This is a genomic window from Ferrigenium kumadai, assembly GCF_018324385.1.
Classification (GTDB): Bacteria; Pseudomonadota; Gammaproteobacteria; order Burkholderiales; family Gallionellaceae; genus Gallionella; species Gallionella kumadai.
The window spans coordinates 2,130,555-2,155,438 of record NZ_AP019536.1 but is presented as its reverse complement, the minus strand read 5'-3'; the positions used below and the strand labels follow the sequence as shown (position 1 = coordinate 2,155,438).

The following is a 24,884-nucleotide window of genomic DNA, read 5'->3' as shown; positions in this document are numbered from 1 at the left end:
ATGAACACAATCGCTCAGACAGCCGTGCACCAATCGCGCGGCATCGAACGTCTCGTCGAAGGTGTCGCCACGTCGGATGGCGCGGGCGTGAAGCTGACCCGCGTGCTCACCGGCAAACTGCAACGCCGTCTCGATCCTTTCCTGATGCTGGACGCGTTCGGCAGCGACAACCCGGACGACTACATCGCGGGCTTTCCGGACCATCCGCATCGCGGCTTCGAGACGGTGACCTACATGCTCGCCGGGCGCATGCGGCATCGCGACAGCGCGGGGCATGAAGGGCTGCTGCAAAACGGCGGCGTGCAGTGGATGATCGCCGGGCGCGGCGTGATCCACTCCGAGATTCCCGAGCAGGAAAACGGCGTGATGGAGGGCTTCCAGCTGTGGCTAAACCTGCCCGCGCAGAACAAGATGCGTGAGCCCTGGTACCGGGATTTTCCCAGCGAGGCGATCCCCGAATATGTGACGCCCGATGGTGTGACCGTGCGCGTGATCGCCGGGAGCAGCAACGGCGTGGCGGGTGCGGTCACGCGCGAGATCACCGAGCCGCTGTACCTCGACATCCACATCCCGGCAGGCGCCGGATTTTCAACCGCGGTACCGGCCTCGCATAACGCCTTCATCTACGTCTATCGCGGCGCGGTGCAAGTCGGCGATACGCCGGTCGAATCGCACCGCATGGGGATATTGAGCAACACGCCGGAAGCCGATGGCGTGGTCATCGCGTCGACGGAGGATGCCCGCCTGATCCTCGTCGCCGGTAAGCCGCTCAACGAGGCCATCGTGCAGTACGGGCCGTTCGTGATGAATACGCCGGAAGAGATACAGCGGGCGCTGCAGGATTTTGGTTCCGGCCGCTTCGCTTAACATCCGCTGGGCGGTGTTAGCCTGCACCGAAACTGCGTTTTGGTTCCGGCCGCTTTGCATGATTTACCATGTCACTTTAAAGGGGCACCATGAATAAACCGATTACAAACGGTGCGCATCATATCGGGCTTGCCGTATCGAAGCTGGAGGAAAGTGCAAACTTTTTTACCTCTTTGCTCGGCTGGAAGGAAGTGCGCAGGAATGAAGGCTATCCGGCCATTTATGTAAGCGATGGCAGCATCATGGTTACCCTTTGGGCGATCAAGGATGAGCCATCCGTCCAATTCAACAGGCATAAGAATATCGGGCTGCACCACGTGGCTTTTAATGTTGAAAACGAGGATGACTTGATCAGGATTCACAAGCGACTCACAGACAACGGAACCAGCATTGAATTCGCCCCGGAGCGATTGGGACAGGGGCCTGCGAAACATATGATGTGCCATGAGCCAAGCGGCATCCGTGTGGAATTCATATGGCCAGGAAAATAGATGTACGAAACGGTTGGTTTTTCACATGATTTCAAACGAACCAAGGAGCACAAGATGACCACCACCCTGTTCACCCCCGCCGCGCTTGGCAAACTGCAACTGAAGAACCGCATCGTCATGTCGCCGATGACCCGCAGCCGTGCCATCGGCAACGTGCCGAACGAGCTGATGGCAAAGTACTACGGCATGCGCGCCGGGGCAGGGCTCATCATCACCGAAGGAACTTCGCCATCGCCGAACGGCCTGGGCTATGCCCGCATCCCCGGTATGTATTCGGATGCGCAAGTACAGGGCTGGCGCCTGGTGACCGACGCCGTGCACCGGGATGGTGGTCTGATCTTCATACAACTGATGCATACCGGCCGCGTCAGCCATCCCGCAAACATGCCGGCCGGAACCAGGATACTCGCGCCATCCGCCATCGCAGCACCCGGCACGATGTGGACGGACAGTGACGGGCCGCAGCCGCAGCCGGCACCCGTCGAGATGAGCGAGGCCGACATCGATCATGCCATCGCCGAATATGCCCACTCCGCCAAGCGTGCCATTGAAGCGGGCTTCGACGGCATTGAGCTGCACGGGGCCAACGGCTATCTGATCGACCAGTTCCTCAATACCGCCTCGAACAAGCGCGCCGACCGATGGGGCGGCAGCATCGAAAACCGTATCCGCTTCGCCGTGGAAGTCGCGCGGGCATGTGCCGCCGCCATCGGCGCGGAGCGCATCGGCATGCGAGTCTCGCCCTATGGTGTGTTCAACGGCATGGCGCCCGATGCCGAAATGGATGCGATGTATGAACGCCTGATGGCCGAGCTGAGCGGCATCGGCCTGGCATACATCCACGTCGTCGACCACAGCTCGATGGGGGCGCCCGAAGTCAGTCCCGTAATCAAGGCGAAGATACGCGCCGGCTTCAAAGGCAAATACATCCTCTCCGGCGGCTATGACCTGGCGCGCGCGAATGCGGACCTCGACGCGCAACGCGGCGATCTCGTCGCCTTCGGCCGCCCGTTCCTCGCCAATCCGGACCTGGTGGAGAAACTGCGCAACGGCAGCCCGCTGGCCGCGCCGGACCCCGACACCTTCTACACGCCGGGCGAAAAGGGATACACGGACCTTTGATGCGTTGCCTCACCTGCGAGCTGGTGCGACGGCTGTCCCGGGTGCGCAAGCCCGGTCCGTTCCTGAAGAATGCCCTCACCGTACTGCTGTTCGTCGCAGTCGTCGTTGGCATACGCGCCTGGCAGCAGCGCGACATGGCCGGCGGCGCAGCCCCGGAGTTACAGGGCGTCACGCTCGCGGGCCAGAACTACATCTTGCCCGCGCATCCCGAACGTCCCGTGCTGGTGCATTTCTGGGCGAGCTGGTGTCCGGTCTGTCGTGCCGAACAGGGCAGCATCGCCGCCATCGCGAAGGACCATCCGGACACCATCACCGTCGCAATGCAGAGCGGCAGGCCGGAAGAAGTCGTACGGCACATGCGCGAACAGGGCATCGCTTTTCCGGCGGTGAACGATGCGGACGGCAGCATCTCGAGGACATGGGGCGTGCATGCCGTGCCCGCGAGCTTCATCGTCGCGCCGGACGGCGAGATAAGCTTTATCGAGGTCGGCTACACCACGGAGATCGGGCTCAGGCTGCGGCTTTGGTTGGCCGGAATCGTTTGATTCGGATGGCTATTCTTGGGGCAGGATGAGGTCGGCGGTGCTGGGGCAGATCCAGCGCGCGTATTCGCGAGAGGCATCGATGCAGCCGCCATCTGCATAAACGTCCTGGGGGTCCCGCATTCGCATCATCCGGTTGAGAATGCGCTCGACCTCACCGGGGGTGCTCAACGTGGCGCGGACGCGCTCCTCGACGATGGCTTCATCCATCTGCGAATTGCCCTCGGCATCCTGATAAACCCCGTCGCGCCAGTGGTAGATCTCGATACATTTCGATGCCAGGGTGTAAGGCTTGTCGCAATTCCAGAAATTGGTAAACAAACCGCCCCCCATATAGATGACCCAGGAGCCCTCGTAACCGGAAACATCCGCGGAGCGCTCGTCCGGATTGCGGAACCACAGGCGCTCACCCGGAACGTAGTATCCCGGCGGCAATGGCTCGTCCATCGAACCATATTCCCGCAGGAAAACGTCGTGGTACTGCCGCGACATGATGGCCCGCGATTCCCATTGCCGCTGAAGCTGCTGCAGCAGCACCGGATTGCATGTGGCGAGTTCCTGCGCGATGCCGAGCAGCATCACGTATTCCGTGGCGCGGTAGCAGGAGAAGGAATATTGCTGGCCGGACACCTCCGGTTGGGTCGCCTTGCGCAGCGCCTCGATCAGCGGCTTGCCCGGCAGGATGGTAAAGCCGCGTTCTTCCGTGTAAGTCCAGTAATCCGTGGGCCGTTCGATCTTGCTGGTGTGGAAGGCGAGCGCCGTGCGGCGGGCCGCCTCGGCGACGTTCCGCCGGACGCGTATCGATGCGACGAGCTCGTCATGACTCGGGTACTCGAATGTCACCGGCCCCAATAGCATCGCCAGCAAAATTTCCTTTTCGAGATCGGAGGGATTCGACAGGGAATCGAGGCCGAGCCTCTCGCAAAGTTGCCGTGTGTCGCAACCCGGCGCCCACTGGTGCCGCAAATCCGGGCGCAGCCGGAATCGGACGCCTTGCTCGCCTGCGTCGGTGGCCTCCATATACTGGTCGATACCGTGAGCGGCAGCCTGTTCAAAGAACTTGCGACCTGTTTCAGCCATATCCGGGGCGCTTTCCCCGCGAATCAGAATTCCCCCGGTACTTTGCCGAATATCCATCTCGTTCCGCATCCTTTTTTTAGTATCGAAGCGCCGAATTTTGCGGCGCAACTGTACCCAAGCAACCGGATAATTACAAGGAACTGAGGGCAGCGAACCGGCAAATGGCGGCGCACTGTGGCAAGGCGCTAGTCAGAGGGGAGTGCGCGCACTCTTCGAAAAGGAGGTCGTCCTTCGACCCCCATCAACGTTTGCTGAGTCAAATTACAGGAATAGCCAAAGGGGCTCGAAATGTTTTAAAGACATCTCGAGCGTCCCTTTAATTGTTGATGCAGGCGTTGCCTTGCCGACCTAAAAAATGCGCCTACTCACCTGCGCACTTGGCAATGGCTGCGTCAGTCTCCAGATCCAGGCAATGCCTCAGGTCGAGATTCTTCGGGCGCGGTTTTTTTGCTTTGGCGTGCTTGGCTGGAGCCAGAGGTTTGGCTGCTGGCTGAGCTGCCTGCGCAGGGGCGGGCGGCACTGCTGATGCCGGTGCCGCAGGTGGGGCTGCGGGAGTCTGTACCTTGCCCGCCGTCTCCGCGGCGGCAAGCGCCGCACCGCTGAATGACAATGCTGCAACGACAATCACATTCATAATTGTGGTTTTCATGCATCGCTCCTCACGTGGATGAGGAGCCTAATGTACCGGAGTTGGATTATTTTTGCGAATGGCGGGGATGAAACGTCACCGGCACGGCCGTTGGCGGCGGTGTCTTCAGGATGTGTTTCTTCATCTTGCCCATGACGTGCATCTCGCACGCCTTGCAGTCGAATTCCAGCCGCAGCTTCTCGCTGCCGTTGACCAGCGTCATCGGCTCGGCGCGCACCGTGCCTTGCACGCCGGTCACGCCCTTGGCCTGTTTCGGGCACAGGCTCAGGGAGTAGCGGATGCAGTGGCGCGTGATCATCAGCGAGACCTCGCCCGCTTCCTGGTGCTGCTCATAGGCGGCCTCGACCAGCTTCACGCCGTGCCTTGCATAGAAGGCCTGCGCGGCACTGTTGTATACGTTGGCGAGGTAGGAGAGCGATTCTTCCGGGTACTTCGCGGGGGGCTCGATCGCGGTCTTGCTCAGCGGGCGCACGTAAGCGGCGAGGCGCGCCGCTTCGAGTCTTTCCACGGCGTCTCGGCGCAGCTTGTTAAGTGCGGAGCTCGGGACGAACCAGGGCTGGTCCCAGTGGATGGTGATTGCTGAAGACTCATCATCCGGCTGTAGGAGCGGGCCCTGCCCGCGATCATTTTTTGTGTCGCGGGCCCCCGCAAGGGGGACGCCGGCGGGTGCCCCGCTGCTGCGCAGCGACCCTTTCGCAGCAGGGCCCGCTCCTACATCGCGCAGCTCGAAATCGGTGTTGCCGAAGCGCGACAGTTGTTCGCGTACGCTGCCTTCCGCTTCTGCCGGATGTTGCGCGGGCTGCTTGTCGAAGGCGATGGCGGAGGTCGCAGTGATGCTGTCCTCGTCCCGCAGCGTGAGCGAGAAACCGTCGGCGGTTTCGGCGAACGCCGCGCTGATGCCGATCTTGCGCTCGGCGGATTTTTTGGCGAGCGCTTGTTCCCACGCGTGGTCGCTGTTGCGGTTGATGTCGAGGCCGATGCGCAGGCCGGCCAATTCGAACATCTTTTCGTTGGGCCATATGCGCCACGCCTTGGCCATCCCCCTGGCCGTTTCAACTTGGCGCACGCTGTTCGCGCGAATGCCGTGCGTTTCGCGCTTGTGCAGGTAGTTGAGGCCGTCGCCGTTTGCCAGCGTCTCGTCCGTTTCAATCTCGAACCAGTCTGGGCCGATCTTGCTCACCTGGCCGATCAGCGTGCCCGCGAAGGTGGGTGTGTCGAATGCACCGATGTCTGACTTGCGGCCGTTCGAGAAATAATCTGTCGCTCCGCGATGGAAGGTCTTGTCCGGATCGGGCGTGAACAGCAGTTTCGTCTTGCCGCTGGATGCGGCATGCAGATCCGTACGTTCTTCCAGTATCCCGTCCAGCAACTGGCGGTAGTGCCCGGTGATGTTCTTCACGTAAGGCGCATCCTTGTAGCGCCCCTCGATCTTGAAGCTGCGCACGCCCGCGGCGATCAGGGCGCGCAAGTTGTCGCTCTGGTTGTTGTCCTTCACCGACAGCAGGTGCTTGTCATAGGCGACCACGCGGCCCTGTCCATCGGTCAGCGTGTAGGGCAGGCGGCAGGCCTGCGAACAGTCGCCGCGGTTAGCAGAGCGCCCGGTGTGCGCGTGGCTGATGTAGCACTGGCCGGAATAGGCCACGCACAGTGCGCCGTGGATGAAGTGCTCGATCACGGTATCGGCAGGCACGGCGGCGTGCACCCGGGCGATCTCCGAGATGGTGAGTTCGCGCGCCAGCACGATCTGCGAGAAGCCGACATCGGCGAGGAAGCGCGCCTTCTCTGGCGTGCGGATGTCGCACTGGGTGGATGCGTGCAGTGCTATGGGCGGCAGGTCGAGTTCCAGCAGGCCCATGTCCTGCACGATCAGCGCGTCCACGCCCGCGTCGTAGCAGTCATGCGCGAGTTTCCGTGCAGCTTCGAGTTCGGCGTCATGCAGGATGGTGTTGAGGGTGACGAAGATCTTCGCGCGGAACCGGTGCGCAAATTCGACCAGTGCGGCGATGTCTGCGAGCGAGTTGCCCGCCTTGTCGCGTGCGCCGAATGAGGGCCCGCCGATATAGACGGCATCCGCGCCGTGGAGGATGGCCTCGCGGGCGATGTCGGTATTCTTGGCGGGGGCGAGCAGCTCGAGGGCTTGGGAAGAGAGGTATTCAGACATGGTGCAATTATACCGGACGGGGCGGCTCGCCTTGTCCGGGATGGCTCGTCAAATGGCAATCTGATGTGTAATATCGGCTCAAATCCACCATCCGGCGACAGCTGGACTCAATACGGCAAGGTCGAACTATCCCCATGAAGCAAGCGGACTACGCGAAAACGCTGGAGTGGCTGAAGACGAATCCCTCCCTGGACGAGCTTTGCGCCAGATTTCCGGAGGAGTGGGCGCGGGTGCAGCAGGATATCTCTGCCATCGTCGAGCGCGGCGTCGCGGAAGAACTGAAGGCTTATCTGGAACGCCTGTCCGCGCGGACGCCCCAGCAGAACAGGGACGCCGCCCTGTCGCAATTCGTCCGTAGCCGTATGGCTCACGAGTCCGTCAAGAAACTTTGCCTGTCCACGCTGGCTGCGGATACGGGCGTGAAGAAAGGCAAGCTGCGCTTCAACTGGCTCAACGGCTTCATCGCCCAGAGGCTGCTGTTTGCACGGGGGCTGGAACGCAAGCCTGTCTCGCTCTCCTGGTTCCGCCTGCTCTGGCCGCTGGTCTGGCAGAAGAAGCGGCTGATGCCGCTGGTTCAGCCTAAAGGGATCTATTGTTTCTACTCGCGCGAACTGATCGAAGCCTTGGCCGGGATGATCGAGTCCAGAAACTGCCTGGAGATCGGGGCGGGGGACGGTACCCTGACACGGTTCCTGAAGGATAGCGGTGTGGAGCTCACCGCAACGGACAACCACGGCTGGAGCCAGGCGGTGCAGTACCCGGAATGGGTGGCCAAGCTTGATGCGCGAGAGGCGCTGGCAGCCTATGCGCCGGAGGTGGTCATCTGTTCCTGGCCGCCGGCGCAGAACGATTTCGAGCGCCATGTGTTCGATACGCCCAGCGTGCAGCTGTATATCGTCATCGGCAGCCGTCACCAGTTCGCTTTCGGCAACTGGAAAGACTACTTGCGGCAATCCGTTTTCGATCTTGAAGAGGATAAAAGGCTGGGTGCGCTGGTGCTGCCGCCCGAACTGGAGCCTGCCGTTTACGTATTTCGGAGAAAGTTGCCGGCCAGCCGATAAGGCCGTTACCGGCCCTTGCGGCGGTAGGTGACGAAGTGGTATTCCAGCGGCTGCGGTTCCTGCTGGCTGCGCACCTCGCGCGCGGTTTCCTGCCATACGTTCCTGTCGAACTCCGGGAAGTGCGCGTCACCTTCGACGTCCTGCTGGATCTCGGTGATGTAGAGCGTGTCCGCCAAGTCCAGCGATTGTGTATAGATCTCGGCGCCGCCGACGATGAATACCTCGCTGTCATTTGCGCAAGCCGCGATCGCATCCTGCAGCGAATGCGCCATCACGCAGCCTTCGATCTTCAGGTTCCTGTCGCGCGTCACCACCACCGTGGTACGTCCCGGCAGTGGCTTGCCGATGGAGTCGAACGTCTTGCGTCCCATGATCATGTGATGCCCCATGGTCAGCGCCTTGAAGTGCTTCAGGTCTTCCGGGCAGCGCCAAGGCAGGGTGTTGTTCACGCCAATGGTGCGGTTCTTCGCCATCGCCACGAGGATGGAAAGGCGGGATTCAGGATGCCGGATACGGGATACAGGGGAAGGTGTGGAGGAATGCATGGTTATGCTTCTTTCGCAGAGAGCGATTTTTTCAGACCGTTGAGCATCCGGGCGATTTCTGAAATCTTTTCCAGGATGGCCGAAACTTCTTCGGCAGGAAGGAAATTCAGCCTTTCGGCAATTTGCATTTGCGTTTCAAGTTCCATCAATGAGCCATAGGCAATCGAGATATGGTTCAAATACGCCCCTGTCGCTTTGCGGCCATGCCCTTCTGCAATGTTGGAGGGAATGGAAACTGCCGCTCGTCTCGCTTGCGAGGAGAGGCCGAAGCGTTCTTCATTCGGGAATACGGCAGTGACCTTATAGACTTCCGTTACCAAGTCCATCGCTTTTTGCCAAACGACCAGTTCCCGGTAATCCATCTCGCCTCGCCCCCTGTATTCCGTATCCTGTATCCCGAATCCTAAACAGCGACCGGTGCCTTGATCGCGGGGTGAGGGTCATAACCCTCTAAAGTGAAATCCTCGAACTTGAAGTTGAAGATATCCTGCACGTCGGGGTTGATCTTCATGGTCGGCAGCGGGCGCGGCTCGCGCGACAGCTGCAGCGCTGTCTGCTCCATGTGGTTCGAATACAGGTGCGCGTCGCCGAAGGTGTGCACGAAGTCGCCGTATTTGAGGCCGCACACCCGCGCCATCATCATGGTCAGGAGCGCATAGCTCGCGATGTTGAACGGCACGCCGAGGAAGATGTCTGCGCTGCGCTGGTAGAGCTGGCAGGAGAGCTTGCCGTCTGCGACGTAGAACTGGAAGAAGGCATGGCAGGGCGCGAGCGCCATCTGGTCGAGTTCGCCCACGTTCCATGCCGAGACGATGATGCGGCGCGAGTCGGGATTGTTCTTGAGCTGGTCGATGGCGATCTTGATCTGGTCGATCACGCGGCCATCCGCCGCTTCCCACGAGCGCCATTGTTTGCCGTATACAGGGCCGAGGTTGCCGTTCTCGTCCGCCCACTCGTCCCAGATGCTGACGCCGTTGTCCTTGAGATACTTGATGTTGGTGCTGCCCTGCAGGAACCACAGCAGTTCGTGGATGATGGATTTCAGGTGGCACTTCTTGGTGGTGACCAGCGGGAAGCCCTGCGACAGGTCGAAGCGCATCTGGTAGCCGAATACGCTGGTCGTGCCTGTGCCGGTGCGGTCGGATTTTTTGGTGCCGTGGTCCAGCACGTGCTGCATGAGGTCTAAGTAGGCGCGCATAAATATTCGGGGGCGAATGCCACGTATAATCGCGGCGTTGAATGACTTTTCGAGGACGTAATGCTAGCACAACTGACCCTGACTCCCGCCCTGCCCAAGACGCTGAACGCCACGCACCTGCTGGTGTTGTTGCCCAAGGCCAAAACGCTTGCCAAGGACGTGCCGCACGGTGAGTTGCTCGCTGCCGTGCTCAAGCGCCGCGACATGAAGGCGGAAGAGCTGGCGAAGTCGCCGGTCGCGGCCAATGCGGCGGACGGGACGCTGGTGGCGTGGGCGATGCTGGACCTCGACAAGGATACGTTTGCGCAGCAGGTACAGGTGCGCAAGGCGTTGCAATTGCTGCTGGACGAGCATCCCAAGAGTATCGCTATCGTGGTGCTGGGCGACGATGCGCAATGCAAGCGTGCGGCGGAACTGGCGGTATATGGCGCGTGGGTGAACGGTGCGCCGTTGCCGGTGCATAAAAAGAAGGACGAGCGCAAGCCGCTGCAGAAGATCGAGCTCTACGGTTGCGCGGACAAGAAGATATTCGCGCCGCTCAAGGCGCAGGCGGAAGGAAATCTGCTGTGCCGTGAGCTGACCGCGCTGCCGCCCAACGAGCTGACGCCGGGGCAGTACCGCGTGCGCGTGAAGAAGCTGGCGCAGGACAACGGCTGGAAGCACGAAGAGTTCGACATGAAGAAGCTGCGCAAGATGGGCGCTGGCGCGTTCGTTGCGGTGGCGCAGGGCAGCGACCCGGAGGATGCGGCCATCGTGCATCTTTCGTACAAGCATTTGAAGGCCAAGCAGAGCGTCGCGCTGGTCGGCAAGGGCATCTGTTTCGACACCGGCGGGCACAACCTCAAGCCGTCGCGCTACATGCACAACATGCACGAGGACATGAATGGCTCCGCGGTTGCGCTGGGCATCCTGCTCGCCGCAACCGAACAAAAACTGCCGGTGAACATCGACTGCTGGCTGGCGCTGGCGCAGAACCACATCAGCCCCAAGGCCTACAAGCAGAACGACATCGTGAAGGCGCTCAATGGCACGACGATAGAGGTGATGCACACCGACGCCGAAGGCCGCATGGTGCTGGCCGACACGCTGACGCTCGCCTCCCGCGCGAAACCCAACCTGATGATCGACTTCGCCACCCTCACCGGCAGCATGGCGATGGCGCTGGGCGCACGCTACAGCGGTGTGTTCGGCACGACCGAGGAGCTGGCGCAGCGCGCGGTGGGCATGGGCAAGCAGACCGGCGAACGCCTGTGTGCTTTCCCGCAGGACGAGGATTACGAGCCCGCGCTGGATTCCAAGGTCGCCGACATCAAGCAGTGCACGCTGGATGGCGAAGCCGACCATATCCTCGCCACGCGCTTCCTCAAGCGCTTCGTCGAACACGATACGCCCTGGTTGCATGTGGATCTTTCCGCCAGCCGCTGCGAGGGGGGCTTGGGCATCGTCGCTACCGACGTGACGGGCTTCGGCGTGGCCTGGGGGGTGGGGATGCTGCACGGCGCGCTATAGTGCGGGGCTGACACACGCTACGGTGAATATTCGTCGTGCTCCAGGTCGAGGCAGAGGACTCGCGCCACACCGGCTTCGTTGAATGAAATGGATAGCGTGATGCAAAGCCTGCCGGTGGCCACGGACAGATAAGGCCGGGTCACCTGCACTTCGCCCGGCTTGTGCAAGGCGCGCCGCCAGTAGGAACGGCGTATCCAGATGGCGTTGCTTGCGTTCTCCAGCGGGCGGAAGCGTATGTCGCCGGCGTGAGCTTTTCCTGCCGCCGCACGGCTGTCGCCGATCTGGCGGCCTTCATGGTCGATGAGGTAGCAACGGTCGGCGCCATTCATGCCCAATAGCCGGTCGATGGCGGGACAGTGCAGGCTTTCCCGGGCGGCCACTTCGATGGCGGCGCGGTGCAATGCCGGCATATGGGCGGCATTGCGGTCTGCCTGATCCTGCCGTTGCAGCCGCGAACGATAACCATGGATCAGACTCAGGATCGTGTCGCTGGATTCGCTCATCGTGAGCGGTTGCGCTGCGGGGCGGGCGAAATAATACCCCTGAGCCAGATCGGCGCCGCTTTCCATGGCGAGCATCGCTTCGTATTCGTCTTCTATCCCTTCGATCAGCACGATACAGCCGGCCTCATGCAGCAGGTTGACCAGCCCGGGAAGTACCCTACGTGCGGCGGCGTCCTGCCTGGCAAAGACCAGGGTGGAACGATCGAGTTTGACGATGTGGGGTTTGATCTGCCAGATCCGGCCGAAATTCGAGTGGCCGATGCCGAAGTCGTCGATGGCCACCAGGCAGCCGCGGTCCCGGTAGAACGACACGGCATCCGCCAGTTGATGATCGTCGAAGGTGGCATCTTCGAGAATCTCGATGACGACACGTTCCGGCGGCAGTCCAACCTCTTCCAGAAGTTCTTCGAAGAATCTGCCGTAATGACGGCCTTTGACGCTGACGGAGGGATGGACGTTCAGGAATATCCAGCTGTTGTCGTCGTTTGATCGGATGAAGTTGTGGATGTGCACGGCGCGGCAGAGCCGGTCCAGATGAACCAGTTCGGACTCGTTGGCGACACCGGCAAACAGCGCCGGAGGCGACACGGCGGAGTTGTCGCAGTGCGTGGCGCGCACCAGCGCTTCATATCCGACGCTGCGGCAGTGCGACAGGCTGACGATGGGTTGAAATGCGCTGCGTAGCGTGAAATGGCGGTGATGGCCGGTCACGCCGGCCTCTCCATGTTGCAGGTGCATCAGGATGCGTCGTGTCTCGTCGTTAGATTTCATGGCGGCGGCGTTCAATGCTGGGTGACCTGGAACTGGTCCGCGAGGCTCTTGATCCGGCCCGCGGTCTGCCTGGCTTGTGCGGCACTGGAATTGAGCTCGTTCAATGCGCCGCGCATCGATTCCGTGATCTGCGCGACTCCCTGGACGCTTTGTCCGTAGCTCAGGGTGCTGTCGGAAATGTCCTGGATGATGGTGAACATGCGCTCCAGGATCTGCTGCATGCCAGACTTGTCCGAAGCGGCTTCTTCCGCGAGGCGCAGGCTTTCTTCCATGTTGCCCATGCCGGACTCCATGATGGTGATCGCATCGCGCGCCTGGACTTGCACGGTCGAGATCATCAGGCTGATCTCGCGGGTCGCCTGTGCGGTGCGCTCGGACAGTTTGCGCACTTCGTCGGCCACGACCGAGAAACCTCGACCCGCTTCGCCGGCGCGTGCGGCCTCGATGGCGGCATTGAGGGCGAGCAGGTTGGTCTGGTCGGCGATCTCGTTGATGACGGTGACGATCCGGCCGATCTGCGCGGTGCTGTCGCTGAGCGTCTTGATGGTGCAGGATGACTCGTTTATCGAGGTGCGGATGCCTTGTGTGCGGCTCCGCACCATCTTGAACTGCATGCGCGCTTTATCCATCGCCTCCTGCATGGCCGCGCGGATCTCGCTTGCCGTGTGGTTCGCGGTGTCGATGTCTGCGAGCTGCCGGTGCAGGGAGGTGATGATGCCGTTGACCGCATCCAGCACGTGCTTGGCGGCATCCGTGGCCTCCCGGTTCTTTGTGGCGACCCGGTGCTGCAGGTTGTCCATTTCGACTATGCCGCCGATGACCCTGCCGACGGTACCGTCCAGCGTGTCGATGAAGCTGTTGATCCACTGCGCCATCATCGCCGGCTCGTCGGCAGTACGGTGGTCGCGCTCGATACGCTGCGCCAGGTTTCCGCCTTCTTCTGCGATGCTCCTGATCATTTTCCCCATGCCGCGCATGCGTCCGACCATCGGGTTGCTGCCGAAGCGATAGAAGATCGTGGCACCCAGTGCCAGCAAGCCCAGATTGATGGACTCCGTGGCGGCGACGCCGAGAGAGAGCCCGTGGCCCACTGCCATGCTGGCCAGCCACGTTGCAAGCACCACGCCGAGATAGAGCCTCATCAGTCTGAAATTGACGGAGCGGAAACGGAACACCTCTTCCAGGTCGGCTTCGCACATCATGCCCCAGGTGTCGGGAGAGCCGGGCATCTGGAAGGTGATGCCCTTGCCGACCACCGGGACGTGGCGATAGTCGGCATATCCAGGATAGGCGACGAAGAGGTTGTGCCCTCGTGCGATGGTTTCGCGCACGCCGGGGTGCAGGGAGTTGGTCGCCGGATCGGTGAACATCAGCTCGAACTCGGTGTGGTTCCGGATCTGCACGGTGCCGTACGCGGTGTGCACGCCCTGCCTGAGGTTGTCGCCGAGGGTGAAGGTGCTGTCTTCGAAGCGGGAGCGCGAGAGCGCCGTGCCGGGCCTGATGGCCGGGTCGAACACCGGCTTCACCATGAACAGGTAGTTGTCGCCGGATTCATGATAGATATGCCCGGCTTCGCGCTGGATGAGGTCTCCGACGACATCGTTGGGAACCCGACCGCACAGGCAACCGAGCAGTTCGCCGTCCTGCATCAGCGGCAGGTAGAACATCAGGGTTACGGCATCGTGGAATCGGGAGGACGAGGGACCGATGCGTTCGGTGGCTTTGTCCAGGTAGGGGCCGTGCAGGAAACGCTGCTGCATCGCGTGTTCGATGACGCGCGGATCGAGGTCGGCCTGGCCGATCCGCGCTGGGCAGGTCGATGCGAGTACCTTGCCGTCCTTGCCGATGACGAACAGTTCGGAAAAGTCCTGGAAACGGACGGTCTCGAGAGTGTCCTGGATGCGTTGCGGATGCCGGAAGTGTCGCGCGATCTCCTCGCCCAGGTTTTCCAGATGTGACCATTGCTGTTCCGCCCAGCCCTGCAGGATGCTGACGCGGTTTGCGGCGATCCCCTCGAAGGTCTGCTCAAGTATCGGGTAACGGTGCCGGTTGACGAAGCAAGCCCAGCGCATGGCGATCTTGCCGGTTTTGCCGAGCCAGGGCAGCCAGCCCCGCTCGCCTGCGGTCAATTGCATTTCCTGACTTTTTAACATCGCATGTCATCTCTGCTGTTGGATGATGCTCAATCAGCAATATGCATGCCATGAGGTTATAAATCAGGCGAAATGTACTGCAGATGCAATGGCGCGGCCGATATGCCCGTGCGCTCCCGGTAGCGCGAGTACAAAAGAGTGCATGCGTTGTATTCCCCACACCATAACGGTGCGCTTTGCCCTGAATATTTTGAACTGGAGGCGGGGAGGGCGGCGCGCCGGGAGGGAGAGGGGGCAGCGGATTATGGCCGCTGCGCCAGGTGCCGGCCTTGGCACTCAGCCGGCAACGACGATATATCTTGCCTTGAGCGACTGGTAGAGCGCGTCGCGCACATCGTCCGCATTCAGATCGACCGTTTCAAGCACCTCGACCAAGTGTTCGTTGTCTTCGCGCCCGCCCCAGATCTTGATGTAAGTGCCGGTCTTGTAGCCGTGGTCCTGGCGGAACACGTTGAGCACGTTCTTGCCGATGTATTGCTTGAACAGGTCCGTCCAGTTCGTTCCGCAATCCAGCAGCAGCGATTCGAACAGCGCCAGGTTGGTGCGTCTGGCCGCGGCCAGACCGACCAGCAGGTCGAGCTTTTCCAGCAGCTTCATCTGGGCCAGCATGTAGTACTGGTTGTCGAACTGCACCGATTTCTGGTGCAGGTTGAGTTCGGAGAGCATCTCCATCTTCGCCAGCGCAACGTTGCCGTGCTTCTCCTGGATGGCGGCCGACAGGATGAAGTGCCAGATATCGACCAGTTCCATGCGCAGCTGGGCCATGTCGCAGTCCTGCTTCTTCCACCACTTCCAGCCGTGATGCTCGATCGCCTCGACGCCTTCGACCTGAATGGCGCGGTGCCAGTTGTTGTTGGCCGCGACCCAGTCGGGATTGACCTTGCTGTTCATGCCGTCCTGCAGTTCCAGCATGGTGGTGAGTTGTGTTTCGGTGAGCGTCATTGTTCGTGTGAAAATTTGGGGGGCGCGCATTTTACAACATGGGGAGCCATTCCCGGTCTCTACGTATCGCCACTGATTTCTTCACCGTACGGTCCGGGAGTATGCTGGCGGCCGCACCTGAGTTGGGACAGCAATACGTCCAATCGGCCGACGGCGCAGACCGGTCTTTTCACGGTGCACCACGCAGCACTCTAAAACTTGACGGGAGTCGCCATGAAGAAATTGAAAAACGAAACAGCGTTGTTCAAAGAAGCCCTGCTTGCGGGCGTGAGGTATGCGGAGGGGCGGGGCGTGGTCGAATTCGAACCAACCGATTCGGCAAGCGAGAAGCTGTTATACATCTACAGGCTGATGGTCCACGACAAAGTCATGCAGCCCTTGCCCGAAGATCAGGTCGCCGAAAAATCCTTGCGGCACAAACTGGCCATCTGGTACGCCAAACAATTGCCCAAGGAGCATCCGCTTCTGAAGTGACAAGCAGCTTGGCAGTATCGGGACAGCCAAGCGGCCATCCCGTGCAGACGAGGCGCTAACGCTGCCAGTTGACGCGCAGCAGGAGTTGTTCCGGGTTGTAGTGGAATTCCAGTTCGCCCTGGTAGGCGTGGTGCAGCGCCTCGCCGATGCCGCGGGCGAGGTGGATGTCGGTGGTGGTGACCGTCATACCTTCGGGCTTCTTCTCAATGTCCATCACGCGCTGCAACGGGTGTTGCGCCTTCTCGCGCGCCTCGTGGTTGTGAACCAGGCTGAGGATCTCCGCTTCGTGGGTGGCGGCGAAGTCGCCGGAGATGTGCAGATAACCCGCAGGGAACTCGTCGTGCTGCCGGTGGCAGGCCGGGCAGAGGGTCTCGTGCGCCTGCGCCGGTTTCTCGGCCCATTGCCAGTGGCCGGATTTGAATACGGCGCCGCAGCCGGGGCAGACGGTCGGTTCCGGCAGCTTGCCCTGCATCTTGTAGCTGTCGTGCACCGCTTCCTGCAACAGGCGGTCGCGGCGGATGGGATGGAATGCAGCATTTCTGGACTGGCTGGTCATGATCGGCTCCTTCTTGTTGATGGTTCGCGTCACTTACTGCTGGGGGCAGTGTACTCAGCTTCGGAGACCGGAACAATGAGGGTTTTGCCTTACTGTCGTGGACAGGCGGGTTGCGTGGTTACTGCGTGAAGATGAACGCGTATCGCATGCCCGAAGCAATCAGCCAGTAGCGCGCGAACTTGCCGATGGCCATGAACAGCGCAGCCTGCCACGGATTGAGCCGCAGCCAGCCGGCGGCGAGGCACAGCGCATCGCCGATCAGCGGCACCCAGGCCAACAGCAGCGCGGGCGTGCCGTAGCGGCGCACCTTCTCCACGTGCTTGAGCTGCTGGGTCTGAGGCAGCAGCCAGCCCATGCCGAAGGTGATCATGCCACCGATGGTATTGCCGAGCGTGGCGACGCCAAGCGCGATCCACAGCGTTTCTGGATAGGCCTTGAGCACGCCGAACAGCACTGCTTCCGATCCGCCGGGAAGCAATGTCGCGGCGAGCAGGCTGCTGAGGAAGAGCGAGGCGAGGCCGGCGGTTTCGCTCACGGACTGAGGGTTATTGTCCGCGCAGGACGGAGAAGACTTTTTTCGCGAGGTTGCCGGTGGCTTCCAGCGGATTCGCGCGTATGGCCTTCTCCTGTTCGGCCATCATCAGGAACAGGCCGTCGAGCGCCTTGCGCGTGATGTAGTCGTCGAGCTTCGCGTCACGCTCTTCCACCAGGCCGACCTGGGCACCCTTGCCGGCGAACCGGTCATAGGTCTGCGCCAGCTTCACCTTCTGCATGGATTTCGCGACGATGGGCTTGAACTTGCCCGTGAGCGCGGTTTCGGTGGTCTTGCGGAAGTATTGCGTCGCGGCATCGTCACCGCCGGTGAGGATGGCTTTCGCGTCTGCCACGGTCATCTGCTTCACTGCGCCGATCAGCAACGTCTTCGCTTCCGGTACAGCGGCCTCCGCGGCGCGGTTCATCGAGGTGACGAGGTCATCGGCGTAACTTCCCATGCCGAATTTGCGCAGCAGATTGTCGGCCTTTTGCAGGCTCTCCGGCAGCGGGATACGCACCTTGTCGTTGCCGAGGTAGCCGTTCTCTTTTGCCAGGTTCCTGACTGCCGTTTCTGCGCCTTGGGTGAGGGCCTGCTTCAGGCTCGCGACCTGATCCTTGTTGCTGAACATGGACAGGTCGGAAGTCTGGGACTTCGCCGCAGGTGCGGGCGATGCGGCTGCCGGCGCGCTGACTGGAGGTGCCGCCTTGCCGATGTTGCCCAGCTGCTCCTTGTTGAGCAGGTCGCCCAGATTCAGTGCGCTTGCCTGTGCGGAGCAGGCAAGCAATGAAACAGCCAGCAGACGGTGCAAGTTCGGCATATTGCCTCCTATTTTTTGCGCGGCGGCATCAGGTCGGTGATGGTGCCTTCCGCCATTTCCGCCGCGAAGTTGAAGGTCTCCGACAGCGTCGGGTGCGGATGGATGGTCAGGCCGATGTCTTCCATGTCCGCGCCCATCTCCAGCGCCAGCACGGCTTCGGCGATCAGTTCGCCCGCGTTCGTGCCGACGATGCCCGCGCCGAGTATACGGCGTGTTTTCGGATCCAGCAGCACCTTGGTTGCACCTTCTTCGCGTGCGATGGAGAGAGCACGGCCCGAAGCAGCCCACGGGAAGGAAGCTTTTTCGTATGCAATGCCCTGCGCCTTGGCTTGCGTTTCGGTCAGGCCCATCCATGCGATCTCGGGATCGGTGTAGGCGACGGACGGGATGGTCAGCGGCTCGAAGAATGCCTTGTGGCCTGCAATGTTCTCGGCCGCGACCTTGCCTTCATGCACCGCCTTGTGCGCCAGCATCGGGTCACCGACGATGTCGCCGATCGCGAAGATGTGCGGCACGTTGGTGCGCATCTGCTTGTCGACCGGGATGAAGCCGCGCTCGTTGATGATGAGGCCAGCCGCTTCGGCATTGATCTCGCGCCCGTTCGGACGGCGGCCGACGGCCATCAGCACCTTGTCATAGACTTGCGGTTCGGCCGGAGCCTGTTCGCCTTCGAAGGTGACTTTCAGGCCAGCCTTGGTCGCCTCGATTTTCGTCACCTTGGTCTTCAACATGATGGCTTCGTAACGCTTGGCGATGCGGGTGTGCAGCGGCTTGACCATGTCCTTGTCTGCGCCGGGCATCAGCTGGTCCATCAGTTCGACCACGGAGATCTTCGCGCCCAGTGCGTCATACACCGTGGCCATCTCCAGGCCGATGATGCCGCCGCCGATGACCAGCATGCGCTTGGGCACGTCCTTCAGCGCCAGTGCGCCGGTGGAATCGATGATGCGCGGATCGTCGTATGGGAAACCGGGGATGCGCGCCACGCTGCTACCTGCGGCGACGATGGCGTTGTCGAAGGTGACGATCTTCTCGCCTTCGGCAGTCTGCACTGAGAGAGAGTTGGGCGAAGTGAATTTGGCGGTGCCGCGAACCACTTGCACCTTGCGTTGCTTGGCGAGTCCGGCGAGGCCGCCGGTGAGCTTGCCGATCACGCTTTCCTTCCAGGTACGGATGGCATCGATGTCGATCTTCGGCTTGGCGAAGGTCACGCCGTGATGCGATACCTCTTCCGCCTCGTTGATGACCTTGGCCACATGCAGCAGCGCCTTGGACGGGATGCAGCCGACGTTGAGGCACACGCCGCCGAGCGTGGCGTGTTTTTCGATCAGCACGACTTGCTTGCCGAGATCGGCCGCGCGGAACGCGGCGGTGTAGCCGCCGGGGCCTGCGCCGAGCACCACGACTTCAGCGTGGATGTCGCCCTTGATCGAGGATACAGGAGACGGGAGACGGGAGACGGGGGGCGGTGCCGCAGGCGTTTCCGGGGCTACGGGGTTAACTGAATCCTGTATCCCGTGTCCTATATCCTGGCTCTCAAGCAGCAGGATCGCCGAGCCTTCGCTGATCTTGTCGCCGACCTTGACCTTCAGCTCCTTCACCACGCCGGCGGCGGGCGAGGGGACGTCCATCGTCGCCTTGTCGGTTTCCAGCGTGATCAGAGTCTGTTCCTTCTCAATCGAATCGCCGGGTTTCACCGCGATCTCGATGACGGCGACGCCCTTGAATCCGCCGATGTCCGGCACTTTGATTTCGATGGTTTGGCTCATGTTGTTCTCTTTCTTTTTAGATTCTGACTTGCCCGTTGCCGAGCACGATGTATTTCTGCGAGGTCAGTCCTTCCAGTCCGACCGGGCCGCGCGCGTGGATCTTGTCGGTGGAGATGCCGATCTCCGCGCCCAGACCGTATTCGAAACCGTCGGCGAAGCGCGTCGAGGCGTTGACCATCACGCTGCTGGAATCCACCTCGCGCAGGAAGCGCATCGCCTTGGTGTAGTTCTCGGTGACGATGCTGTCGGTGTGCTGCGAACTGTAGGTGTTGATGTGCGCGATGGCCTCGTCCAGGTCGCTCACCACGCGCACACTCAGGATGGGGGCGAGGTATTCGGTGCGCCAGTCTTCCTCGGTCGCCGTGTTCATCTGCGGGATGATGGCGCGCGCGGCGTCGTCGCCGCGCAGCTCCACGCCCTTGTCGAGGTAGATCCTGCACAGGTCGGGCAGCACCTGCGCGGCGACGCTCTTGTGCACCAGCAGGGTCTCCATGGCGTTGCATACGCCGTAGCGGTGGGTCTTGGCGTTGTCGGCGATGCGGATGGCCTTCTCGAGGTCGGCCTCGTCGTCGATATATACATGGCAGATGCCGTCCAGGTGCTTGATGACGGGCACCTTGGCCTCTTCGGAGATGCGCGCGATCAGGCTCTTGCCGCCGCGCGGCACGATCACATCCACATACTCCTTCATGGTGATGAGTTCACCCACCGCGGCGCGGTCGGTGGTGCTCACCACCTGCACTGCGGTCTCGGGAAGTCCCGCTTCGCGCAGGCCCTGATGCACGCAGGCGGCGATGGCCTGGTTGGAATGGATGGCTTCCGAGCCTCCGCGCAGGATGGCAGCGTTGCCGGACTTCAGGCACAGGCCGGCGGCATCCGCCGTCACGTTGGGGCGCGATTCGTAAATGATGCCGATGACGCCGAGCGGCACGCGCATCTTGCCGACCTGGATGCCGGACGGACGGTATTTCATGTCGCTGATCTCGCCGATGGGATCGGGCAGAGCGGCGATCTGGAGCAGACCTTCGGCCATGGACTTCACGGTCTTCTCGGTGAGCGTGAGGCGGTCGATGGAGGCGGCATCGAGCTCCTCGATTTTGGCTTTTGCCACATCCTTGGCGTTCTCGGCGATGAGCTTGGCGCTGTCGGCCAGAATGGCGGCCGCGATGTTCTCAAGCGCGCGGTTCTTTGCATTGGTATCGGCCATGGCCATCGCGCGCGACGCGGTGCGTGCCTGCTGTCCGACCTGTTGCATGTATTTCTTGATGTCTTCCATCGTGCGTGTCTCGTTGGAGCGGACGTGCATTTTACCATCCTGCTAGAATGCGGGCCTCATTCGAAAGAACAAAGCATGTCCGATATTCTGAAGAAGATACTCGCCGTGAAGGCGCAAGAAGTGGCCGCGGCGCAAGCGGCCAAACCGCTGGCACAGATCCGTGCCGAGGCCGAGCAGGCCGGACCGGCGCGCGATTTTGTCGGCGCGATACGCGCCAAGATCGCGGCCGGCCGGGCCGCGGTGATCGCCGAGGTTAAGAAGGCCAGCCCCAGCAAGGGCGTGTTGCGCGAGGACTTTCGCCCCGCCGAGATCGCCGCAAGTTACGCGCAGCACGGCGCAGCCTGCCTTTCCGTCCTGACCGACGAGCAGTTCTTCCAGGGCGGCGAGGAATACCTGAAGCAGGCGCGTGCCGCCTGTACCCTGCCGGTGCTGCGCAAGGATTTCATGGTGGACGAGTACCAGATCTACCAGGCGCGGGCGATGGGCGCGGACGCCATCCTGCTGATCGCTGCGGCGCTCGATGTGAGGCAGATGCAGACATTCGAGGCGCTGGCACACAGCCTTGGCATGGCGGTGCTGGTGGAGGTGCATGACGGCGAGGAGCTGGATGCGGCGTTGCAGCTCTCCACGCCGCTGATCGGGGTGAACAACCGCAACCTGCGCACCTTCGAGGTCAGCCTGCAAACCACGCTGGGGTTGTTGTCGCGCATTCCGCAGGGGCGTATTGTGGTCACCGAAAGCGGCATCCTCAGGGCGGAAGACGTGAAGCTGATGCGCGACCATCAGGTGAACGCCTTCCTCGTCGGCGAAGCGTTCATGCGCGCCGGCGATCCGGGCGCGGAATTGGCGAAAGTGTTCGCGTAACTCAACCAGGGAGGCAATATGTTGAATCTGGATCATCTGATCGTCGAATTCGATAAGGGGCTGCGTACCCTGTTCAGTCAGGCGCACAGTGCGCGCCCGCATCCCGATGCGAACATGTCCGATGCCCCCATGGACGAGGCGGAGCGCAAGCACGCCGCCGGGCTGATGCGCATCAATCACAGCGGCGAGATATGTGCTCAGGCTCTATATCAGGGGCAGGCACTGACGGCGCGCGATCCCGCGGTTCAGGCGAAGCTGCAGCAGGCGGCTCAGGAAGAGACCGAGCATCTGGCTTGGACCTCGAAGCGCGTACATGAACTGGGCGGACACCTGAGTGTGCTCAATCCGCTCTGGTATACCGGCTCGTTGACACTGGGGGCATTCGCCGGGTTGCTGGGTGACAAGTGGAATCTGGGTTTTCTCTCCGAGACCGAGCATCAGGTCGGCGGGCACCTGCAGAGCCATCTGGAGAAATTGCCGCCGCAGGATGCGAAGAGCCGAGCGGTGGTCCAGCAGATGTATGTGGACGAGACCAAGCATTCGGAGATGGCGAAGGAGATGGGCGGCGCCGATCTGCCTGCGCCGGTGAAGTTCGCGATGAAGGCGACTTCGAAGATATTGACGCACACCGCCTACCGCATTTAAGGGAAGAGAGAAGAGGGAAGGGACTGCACCTTCGGCGCTCAAGGGTAAAACCCTTCTCCCTTCCCTCTTTACCCTTCCCCGCCGTTACTCCTGAATCACTTCGAAATCATGCGTCATCTCGGCGGTAGCGCCGAGCATGATAGAGGCCGAGCAGTATTTCTCTGCCGATAGCTTGACGGCCTTTTCGACGGCTTCCGGTTTGATGTCCTTGCCCTTCACCACGAAGTGCATATGTATCTTGGTGAATACCTTGGGGTCGGTCTCGGCGCGTTCCGCTTCCAGTTCGACATAGCAGTCGGAAACCGCCTGACGGCTTTTCTTCAGGATCATGATCACATCGATGCTGGAGCAGCCGCCCGCACCGAGCAGCAGCATTTCCATCGGGCGCGGGCCGAGGTTGCGGCCGCCTGCAGCGGGCGCGCCGTCCATCACCACGGCATGGCCGCTTTCGGCTTCTCCCACGAAGGCGATCCCTTCGATCCATTTGACGCGAGCTTTCATGTTGTTCTCCTTAATTTGAGATGGTTGATCTTATTCGATACCACAGCAGCCCGATGGCTTCATGGACGAAAATCTTGCTGTCGACCAGGCTTTCGGCTCGCGGCAGGAAGGCGAGCAGGTCGGTGCGGTAGCGCGTGGTGAAAGCGGTCGGCGCTTCGACAACTTCGAATCCGGCACGGCGGAACACTTCGGCGGCGCGCGGCATGTGCCAGCCATGCGTCACCAGATAGATTTTGCGGATGCCTTGCTGTTGCAGCATGCGGAAGGAATGATGCGCGTTTTCAAAGGTGTTGTCGGAAGTGTCCTCGGTCCAGCGCACTGGGATGCGGAAATCCTGCTCCAGCGCTACCTTCATCTGTTGAGCCTCGGACAGCTGGTTGCCGTGCGGCTTGCCGCCGCTCACTAGTATCGGCTTGCCGGTCTCGCGCTGCAGCCTTGCGCCGTAGCGCAGGCGAACCAGCGTTGGTTCGCTGACGGTGTCCTGTCCGGCATAATCCGGCGCATGGAAATAAGTCCCCCCGCCGAGGATCACGATCGCATCGGCTTGCTGGCGCTGGATGTCCGGTATGGAAGTGCGCTCTTCAAGCAGATGCAGCCCGCTCTCGGCAACATAAGGCGTGGAGGCGAGCCAAAGCAGGGCGAGCGCGGTGAGGAGTACGGCCTTGGCGGACTTTTTGCGGCGGTACAATAAAAAGATACCCAACGCGAGCACGAGCAGCAGGCTCAGCGGCGGCAACAGGAAGGCGGCGACGGTATTGGTGGTGAACCAGGACATAATATTGGGGCCGGTGCGGCAACGGGGCGCATCTTAACATCGCTTCTGGCTTGGCTCCGTCCGGGTTGTTTGGATTGGGCAGATTACGTTCGGCCAAAATAGCGTTTGACAGTGGCGGGGTGGCTGAAATAGAATGCGCGCCCTTCGAGGTTTACTTATTGAATTTTTAGGAATAGTGGCTATGAAAACATTTTCCGCTAAGCCCCAGGAAGTCCAGCACGACTGGCTTCTGGTTGACGCAGCAGACCAAGTGCTGGGCCGTTTGGCTGCCCAAATCGCTGCGCGTTTGCGTGGCAAGCACAAGGCAATCTACACACCGCACGTGGACACCGGCGACTTCGTCGTCGTGGTCAACGCGGACAAGCTGCGCGTGACCGGCAACAAGGCGGAAGCCAAGTTGTATCATCGCCACACCACTTATCCGGGCGGCCTGTACACCACCAACTTCACCAAGTTGCAACAGCGTCATCCGCAACGCGTGCTGGAAAAGGCCGTCAAGGGCATGCTGCCCAAGGGCCCGCTGGGCTACGCGATGCTGCGCAAGATGAAGGTGTATGCCGGTGCGGATCATCCGCATGCCGCGCAGCAACCGAAACCCGTTAACCTGCTGAAGGCTTAATCATGAGCGTGAATTACAACTACGGAACCGGTCGTCGCAAGAGTGCGGTGGCTCGCGTCTTTATCAAGCCGGGCAAGGGTGACATCGTCGTGAACGACAAGCCGGTCGATGTGTTCTTCTCCCGCGAAACCGGTCGCATGATCGTGCGCCAGCCGCTGACGCTGACCGAGACACTGGGCAAGTTCGACATCATGGTGAACGTCACTGGTGGCGGCGAAGCCGGCCAGGCAGGTGCTGTGCGCCACGGCATCACCCGCGCGCTGATCGATTACAACGCCGAGTTCAAGCCGGTGTTGAAGCAAGCAGGTCTGGTGACCCGCGATGCACGCGAAGTTGAACGTAAGAAGGTCGGTCTGCGCAAGGCCCGCCGTCGTAAGCAGTTCTCCAAGCGTTAATCGCTGCTGTCGTATCCTGCAAAAGCCGCCTTCGGGCGGCTTTTGCATTGGGGTTTGTTGTATG

At 61.3% G+C, this 24,884-nt stretch carries 27 protein-coding genes; 11 read left to right on the top strand and 16 right to left on the bottom strand.

Going from position 1 to position 24,884, the window contains the following annotated elements; all coding sequences use genetic code 11:
* The 4 genes from FGKAn22_RS10460 to FGKAn22_RS10445 all read left to right on the top strand — a co-directional run bounded on the left by FGKAn22_RS10460 (position 1) and on the right by FGKAn22_RS10445 (position 3,025).
* Positions 1 to 867 carry a pirin family protein gene (locus FGKAn22_RS10460; RefSeq protein ID WP_212785583.1) on the top strand — a complete coding sequence of 289 codons (867 nt, stop codon included), beginning with the start codon at positions 1 to 3 and terminating at the stop codon, positions 865 to 867.
* Between the two features lie 89 nt (positions 868 to 956).
* Positions 957 to 1,358 carry a VOC family protein gene (locus tag FGKAn22_RS10455; RefSeq protein ID WP_212785582.1) on the top strand — a complete coding sequence of 134 codons (402 nt, stop codon included), beginning with the start codon at positions 957 to 959 and terminating at the stop codon, positions 1,356 to 1,358.
* A gap of 54 nt (positions 1,359 to 1,412) precedes the next feature.
* Complete coding sequence (locus tag FGKAn22_RS10450; protein WP_212785581.1) at positions 1,413 to 2,480, top strand: alkene reductase; 1,068 nt, start codon at positions 1,413 to 1,415, stop codon at positions 2,478 to 2,480.
* Positions 2,480 to 3,025 (top strand): protein disulfide oxidoreductase, encoded by a 546-nt coding sequence (locus FGKAn22_RS10445; RefSeq protein ID WP_212785580.1) that lies wholly within the window; start codon positions 2,480 to 2,482, stop codon positions 3,023 to 3,025. Before FGKAn22_RS10450 ends, FGKAn22_RS10445 begins: the two co-directional genes overlap by 1 nt.
* A 9-nt stretch (positions 3,026 to 3,034) precedes the next feature.
* Here FGKAn22_RS10445 and FGKAn22_RS10440 read toward each other — a convergent pair whose 3' ends face one another.
* The 3 genes from FGKAn22_RS10440 to FGKAn22_RS10425 form a co-directional block, all read right to left on the bottom strand.
* A complete protein-coding gene (locus tag FGKAn22_RS10440) occupies positions 3,035 to 4,159 on the bottom strand; it encodes a hypothetical protein (RefSeq protein WP_212785579.1) in 1,125 nt (374 codons plus the stop codon).
* A 304-nt stretch (positions 4,160 to 4,463) separates the two neighbouring features.
* Positions 4,464 to 4,751 (bottom strand): hypothetical protein, encoded by a 288-nt coding sequence (locus FGKAn22_RS10435; protein ID WP_212785578.1) that lies wholly within the window; start codon positions 4,749 to 4,751, stop codon positions 4,464 to 4,466.
* A 46-nt stretch (positions 4,752 to 4,797) separates the two neighbouring features.
* Positions 4,798 to 6,912: a peptidase U32 family protein gene (locus FGKAn22_RS10425; RefSeq protein ID WP_246487391.1), complete on the bottom strand. Its 2,115-nt coding sequence runs from the start codon at positions 6,910 to 6,912 to the stop codon at positions 4,798 to 4,800.
* Positions 6,913 to 7,046: 134 nt separating this feature from the next.
* On the opposite strand from FGKAn22_RS10425, the gene FGKAn22_RS10420 reads away from it, so the two are divergent.
* On the top strand, positions 7,047 to 7,973 hold the full coding sequence (locus tag FGKAn22_RS10420) for a hypothetical protein (protein WP_212785577.1): 927 nt from the start codon (positions 7,047 to 7,049) through the stop codon (positions 7,971 to 7,973).
* 5 nt (positions 7,974 to 7,978) lie between these two features.
* Here the strand turns inward: FGKAn22_RS10420 and FGKAn22_RS10415 are convergent, their stop codons facing one another.
* From FGKAn22_RS10415 to FGKAn22_RS10405, 3 genes are read right to left on the bottom strand one after another with little or no spacing between them, the layout of a single operon-like run.
* Entirely contained in the window at positions 7,979 to 8,518 is a 540-nt protein-coding gene (locus FGKAn22_RS10415; RefSeq protein WP_212785576.1) for a dihydrofolate reductase, read from the bottom strand.
* 2 nt (positions 8,519 to 8,520) lie between these two features.
* Positions 8,521 to 8,880: a four helix bundle protein gene (locus FGKAn22_RS10410; RefSeq protein ID WP_212785575.1), complete on the bottom strand. Its 360-nt coding sequence runs from the start codon at positions 8,878 to 8,880 to the stop codon at positions 8,521 to 8,523.
* A gap of 41 nt (positions 8,881 to 8,921) precedes the next feature.
* Positions 8,922 to 9,716: a thymidylate synthase gene (locus tag FGKAn22_RS10405; RefSeq protein WP_212785574.1), complete on the bottom strand. Its 795-nt coding sequence runs from the start codon at positions 9,714 to 9,716 to the stop codon at positions 8,922 to 8,924.
* 60 nt (positions 9,717 to 9,776) lie between these two features.
* Between FGKAn22_RS10405 and FGKAn22_RS10400 the strand changes: the two genes are divergently transcribed.
* A complete protein-coding gene (locus FGKAn22_RS10400) occupies positions 9,777 to 11,225 on the top strand; it encodes a M17 family metallopeptidase (RefSeq protein WP_212785573.1) in 1,449 nt (482 codons plus the stop codon).
* A 17-nt stretch (positions 11,226 to 11,242) separates the two neighbouring features.
* Here the strand turns inward: FGKAn22_RS10400 and FGKAn22_RS10395 are convergent, their stop codons facing one another.
* The 3 genes from FGKAn22_RS10395 to FGKAn22_RS10385 form a co-directional block, all read right to left on the bottom strand.
* Positions 11,243 to 12,499, bottom strand: coding sequence for a sensor domain-containing phosphodiesterase (locus FGKAn22_RS10395; protein WP_212785572.1), 1,257 nt, complete (start codon positions 12,497 to 12,499; stop codon positions 11,243 to 11,245).
* An 11-nt stretch (positions 12,500 to 12,510) separates the two neighbouring features.
* Positions 12,511 to 14,634, bottom strand: a complete 2,124-nt coding sequence (locus FGKAn22_RS10390; protein ID WP_246487390.1) for a methyl-accepting chemotaxis protein — start codon at positions 14,632 to 14,634, stop codon at positions 12,511 to 12,513.
* A 294-nt stretch (positions 14,635 to 14,928) separates the two neighbouring features.
* Positions 14,929 to 15,594, bottom strand: a complete 666-nt coding sequence (locus tag FGKAn22_RS10385) for a dUTP diphosphatase (protein WP_212785570.1) — start codon at positions 15,592 to 15,594, stop codon at positions 14,929 to 14,931.
* Positions 15,595 to 15,807: 213 nt separating this feature from the next.
* Here FGKAn22_RS10385 and FGKAn22_RS10380 point away from each other — a divergent pair, with 213 nt between their 5' ends.
* Entirely contained in the window at positions 15,808 to 16,068 is a 261-nt protein-coding gene (locus FGKAn22_RS10380; protein WP_212785569.1) for a DUF5062 family protein, read from the top strand.
* A 55-nt stretch (positions 16,069 to 16,123) separates the two neighbouring features.
* Here the strand turns inward: FGKAn22_RS10380 and FGKAn22_RS10375 are convergent, their stop codons facing one another.
* The 5 genes from FGKAn22_RS10375 to FGKAn22_RS10355 form a co-directional block, all read right to left on the bottom strand.
* Positions 16,124 to 16,624: a BCAM0308 family protein gene (locus tag FGKAn22_RS10375; RefSeq protein ID WP_212785568.1), complete on the bottom strand. Its 501-nt coding sequence runs from the start codon at positions 16,622 to 16,624 to the stop codon at positions 16,124 to 16,126.
* Positions 16,625 to 16,742: 118 nt separating this feature from the next.
* Positions 16,743 to 17,159 carry a YqaA family protein gene (locus FGKAn22_RS10370; RefSeq protein ID WP_212785567.1) on the bottom strand — a complete coding sequence of 139 codons (417 nt, stop codon included), beginning with the start codon at positions 17,157 to 17,159 and terminating at the stop codon, positions 16,743 to 16,745.
* Between the two features lie 10 nt (positions 17,160 to 17,169).
* Positions 17,170 to 17,976, bottom strand: a complete 807-nt coding sequence (locus tag FGKAn22_RS10365) for a DUF4197 domain-containing protein (RefSeq protein WP_212785566.1) — start codon at positions 17,974 to 17,976, stop codon at positions 17,170 to 17,172.
* Positions 17,977 to 17,984: 8 nt separating this feature from the next.
* Positions 17,985 to 19,745, bottom strand: coding sequence for a dihydrolipoyl dehydrogenase (lpdA, locus tag FGKAn22_RS10360; RefSeq protein WP_212785565.1), 1,761 nt, complete (start codon positions 19,743 to 19,745; stop codon positions 17,985 to 17,987).
* A 16-nt stretch (positions 19,746 to 19,761) separates the two neighbouring features.
* Positions 19,762 to 21,021: a glutamate-5-semialdehyde dehydrogenase gene (locus FGKAn22_RS10355; RefSeq protein WP_212787211.1), complete on the bottom strand. Its 1,260-nt coding sequence runs from the start codon at positions 21,019 to 21,021 to the stop codon at positions 19,762 to 19,764.
* A 75-nt stretch (positions 21,022 to 21,096) separates the two neighbouring features.
* Between FGKAn22_RS10355 and trpC the strand changes: the two genes are divergently transcribed.
* Positions 21,097 to 21,885, top strand: coding sequence for an indole-3-glycerol phosphate synthase TrpC (gene trpC, locus FGKAn22_RS10350; RefSeq protein ID WP_212785564.1), 789 nt, complete (start codon positions 21,097 to 21,099; stop codon positions 21,883 to 21,885).
* Between the two features lie 18 nt (positions 21,886 to 21,903).
* Positions 21,904 to 22,530 carry a 2-polyprenyl-3-methyl-6-methoxy-1,4-benzoquinone monooxygenase gene (gene coq7 / locus FGKAn22_RS10345; protein ID WP_212785563.1) on the top strand — a complete coding sequence of 209 codons (627 nt, stop codon included), beginning with the start codon at positions 21,904 to 21,906 and terminating at the stop codon, positions 22,528 to 22,530.
* An 84-nt stretch (positions 22,531 to 22,614) separates the two neighbouring features.
* On the opposite strand, the gene FGKAn22_RS10340 is transcribed toward coq7, so the two are convergent.
* Positions 22,615 to 23,031 (bottom strand): OsmC family protein, encoded by a 417-nt coding sequence (locus FGKAn22_RS10340; protein ID WP_212785562.1) that lies wholly within the window; start codon positions 23,029 to 23,031, stop codon positions 22,615 to 22,617.
* 10 nt (positions 23,032 to 23,041) lie between these two features.
* A complete protein-coding gene (locus FGKAn22_RS10335) occupies positions 23,042 to 23,806 on the bottom strand; it encodes a YdcF family protein (protein ID WP_212785561.1) in 765 nt (254 codons plus the stop codon).
* Positions 23,807 to 23,987: 181 nt separating this feature from the next.
* Here FGKAn22_RS10335 and rplM point away from each other — a divergent pair, with 181 nt between their 5' ends.
* Together rplM and rpsI are read left to right on the top strand one after the other, a co-directional pair.
* The gene (gene rplM, locus FGKAn22_RS10330) at positions 23,988 to 24,425 is read left to right on the top strand and encodes a 50S ribosomal protein L13 (RefSeq protein ID WP_212785560.1); all 438 of its coding nucleotides are present in this window, start codon (positions 23,988 to 23,990) and stop codon (positions 24,423 to 24,425) included.
* A gap of 2 nt (positions 24,426 to 24,427) precedes the next feature.
* Entirely contained in the window at positions 24,428 to 24,820 is a 393-nt protein-coding gene (gene rpsI, locus FGKAn22_RS10325) for a 30S ribosomal protein S9 (protein ID WP_212785559.1), read from the top strand.
* Positions 24,821 to 24,884: the final 64 nt, after the last annotated feature.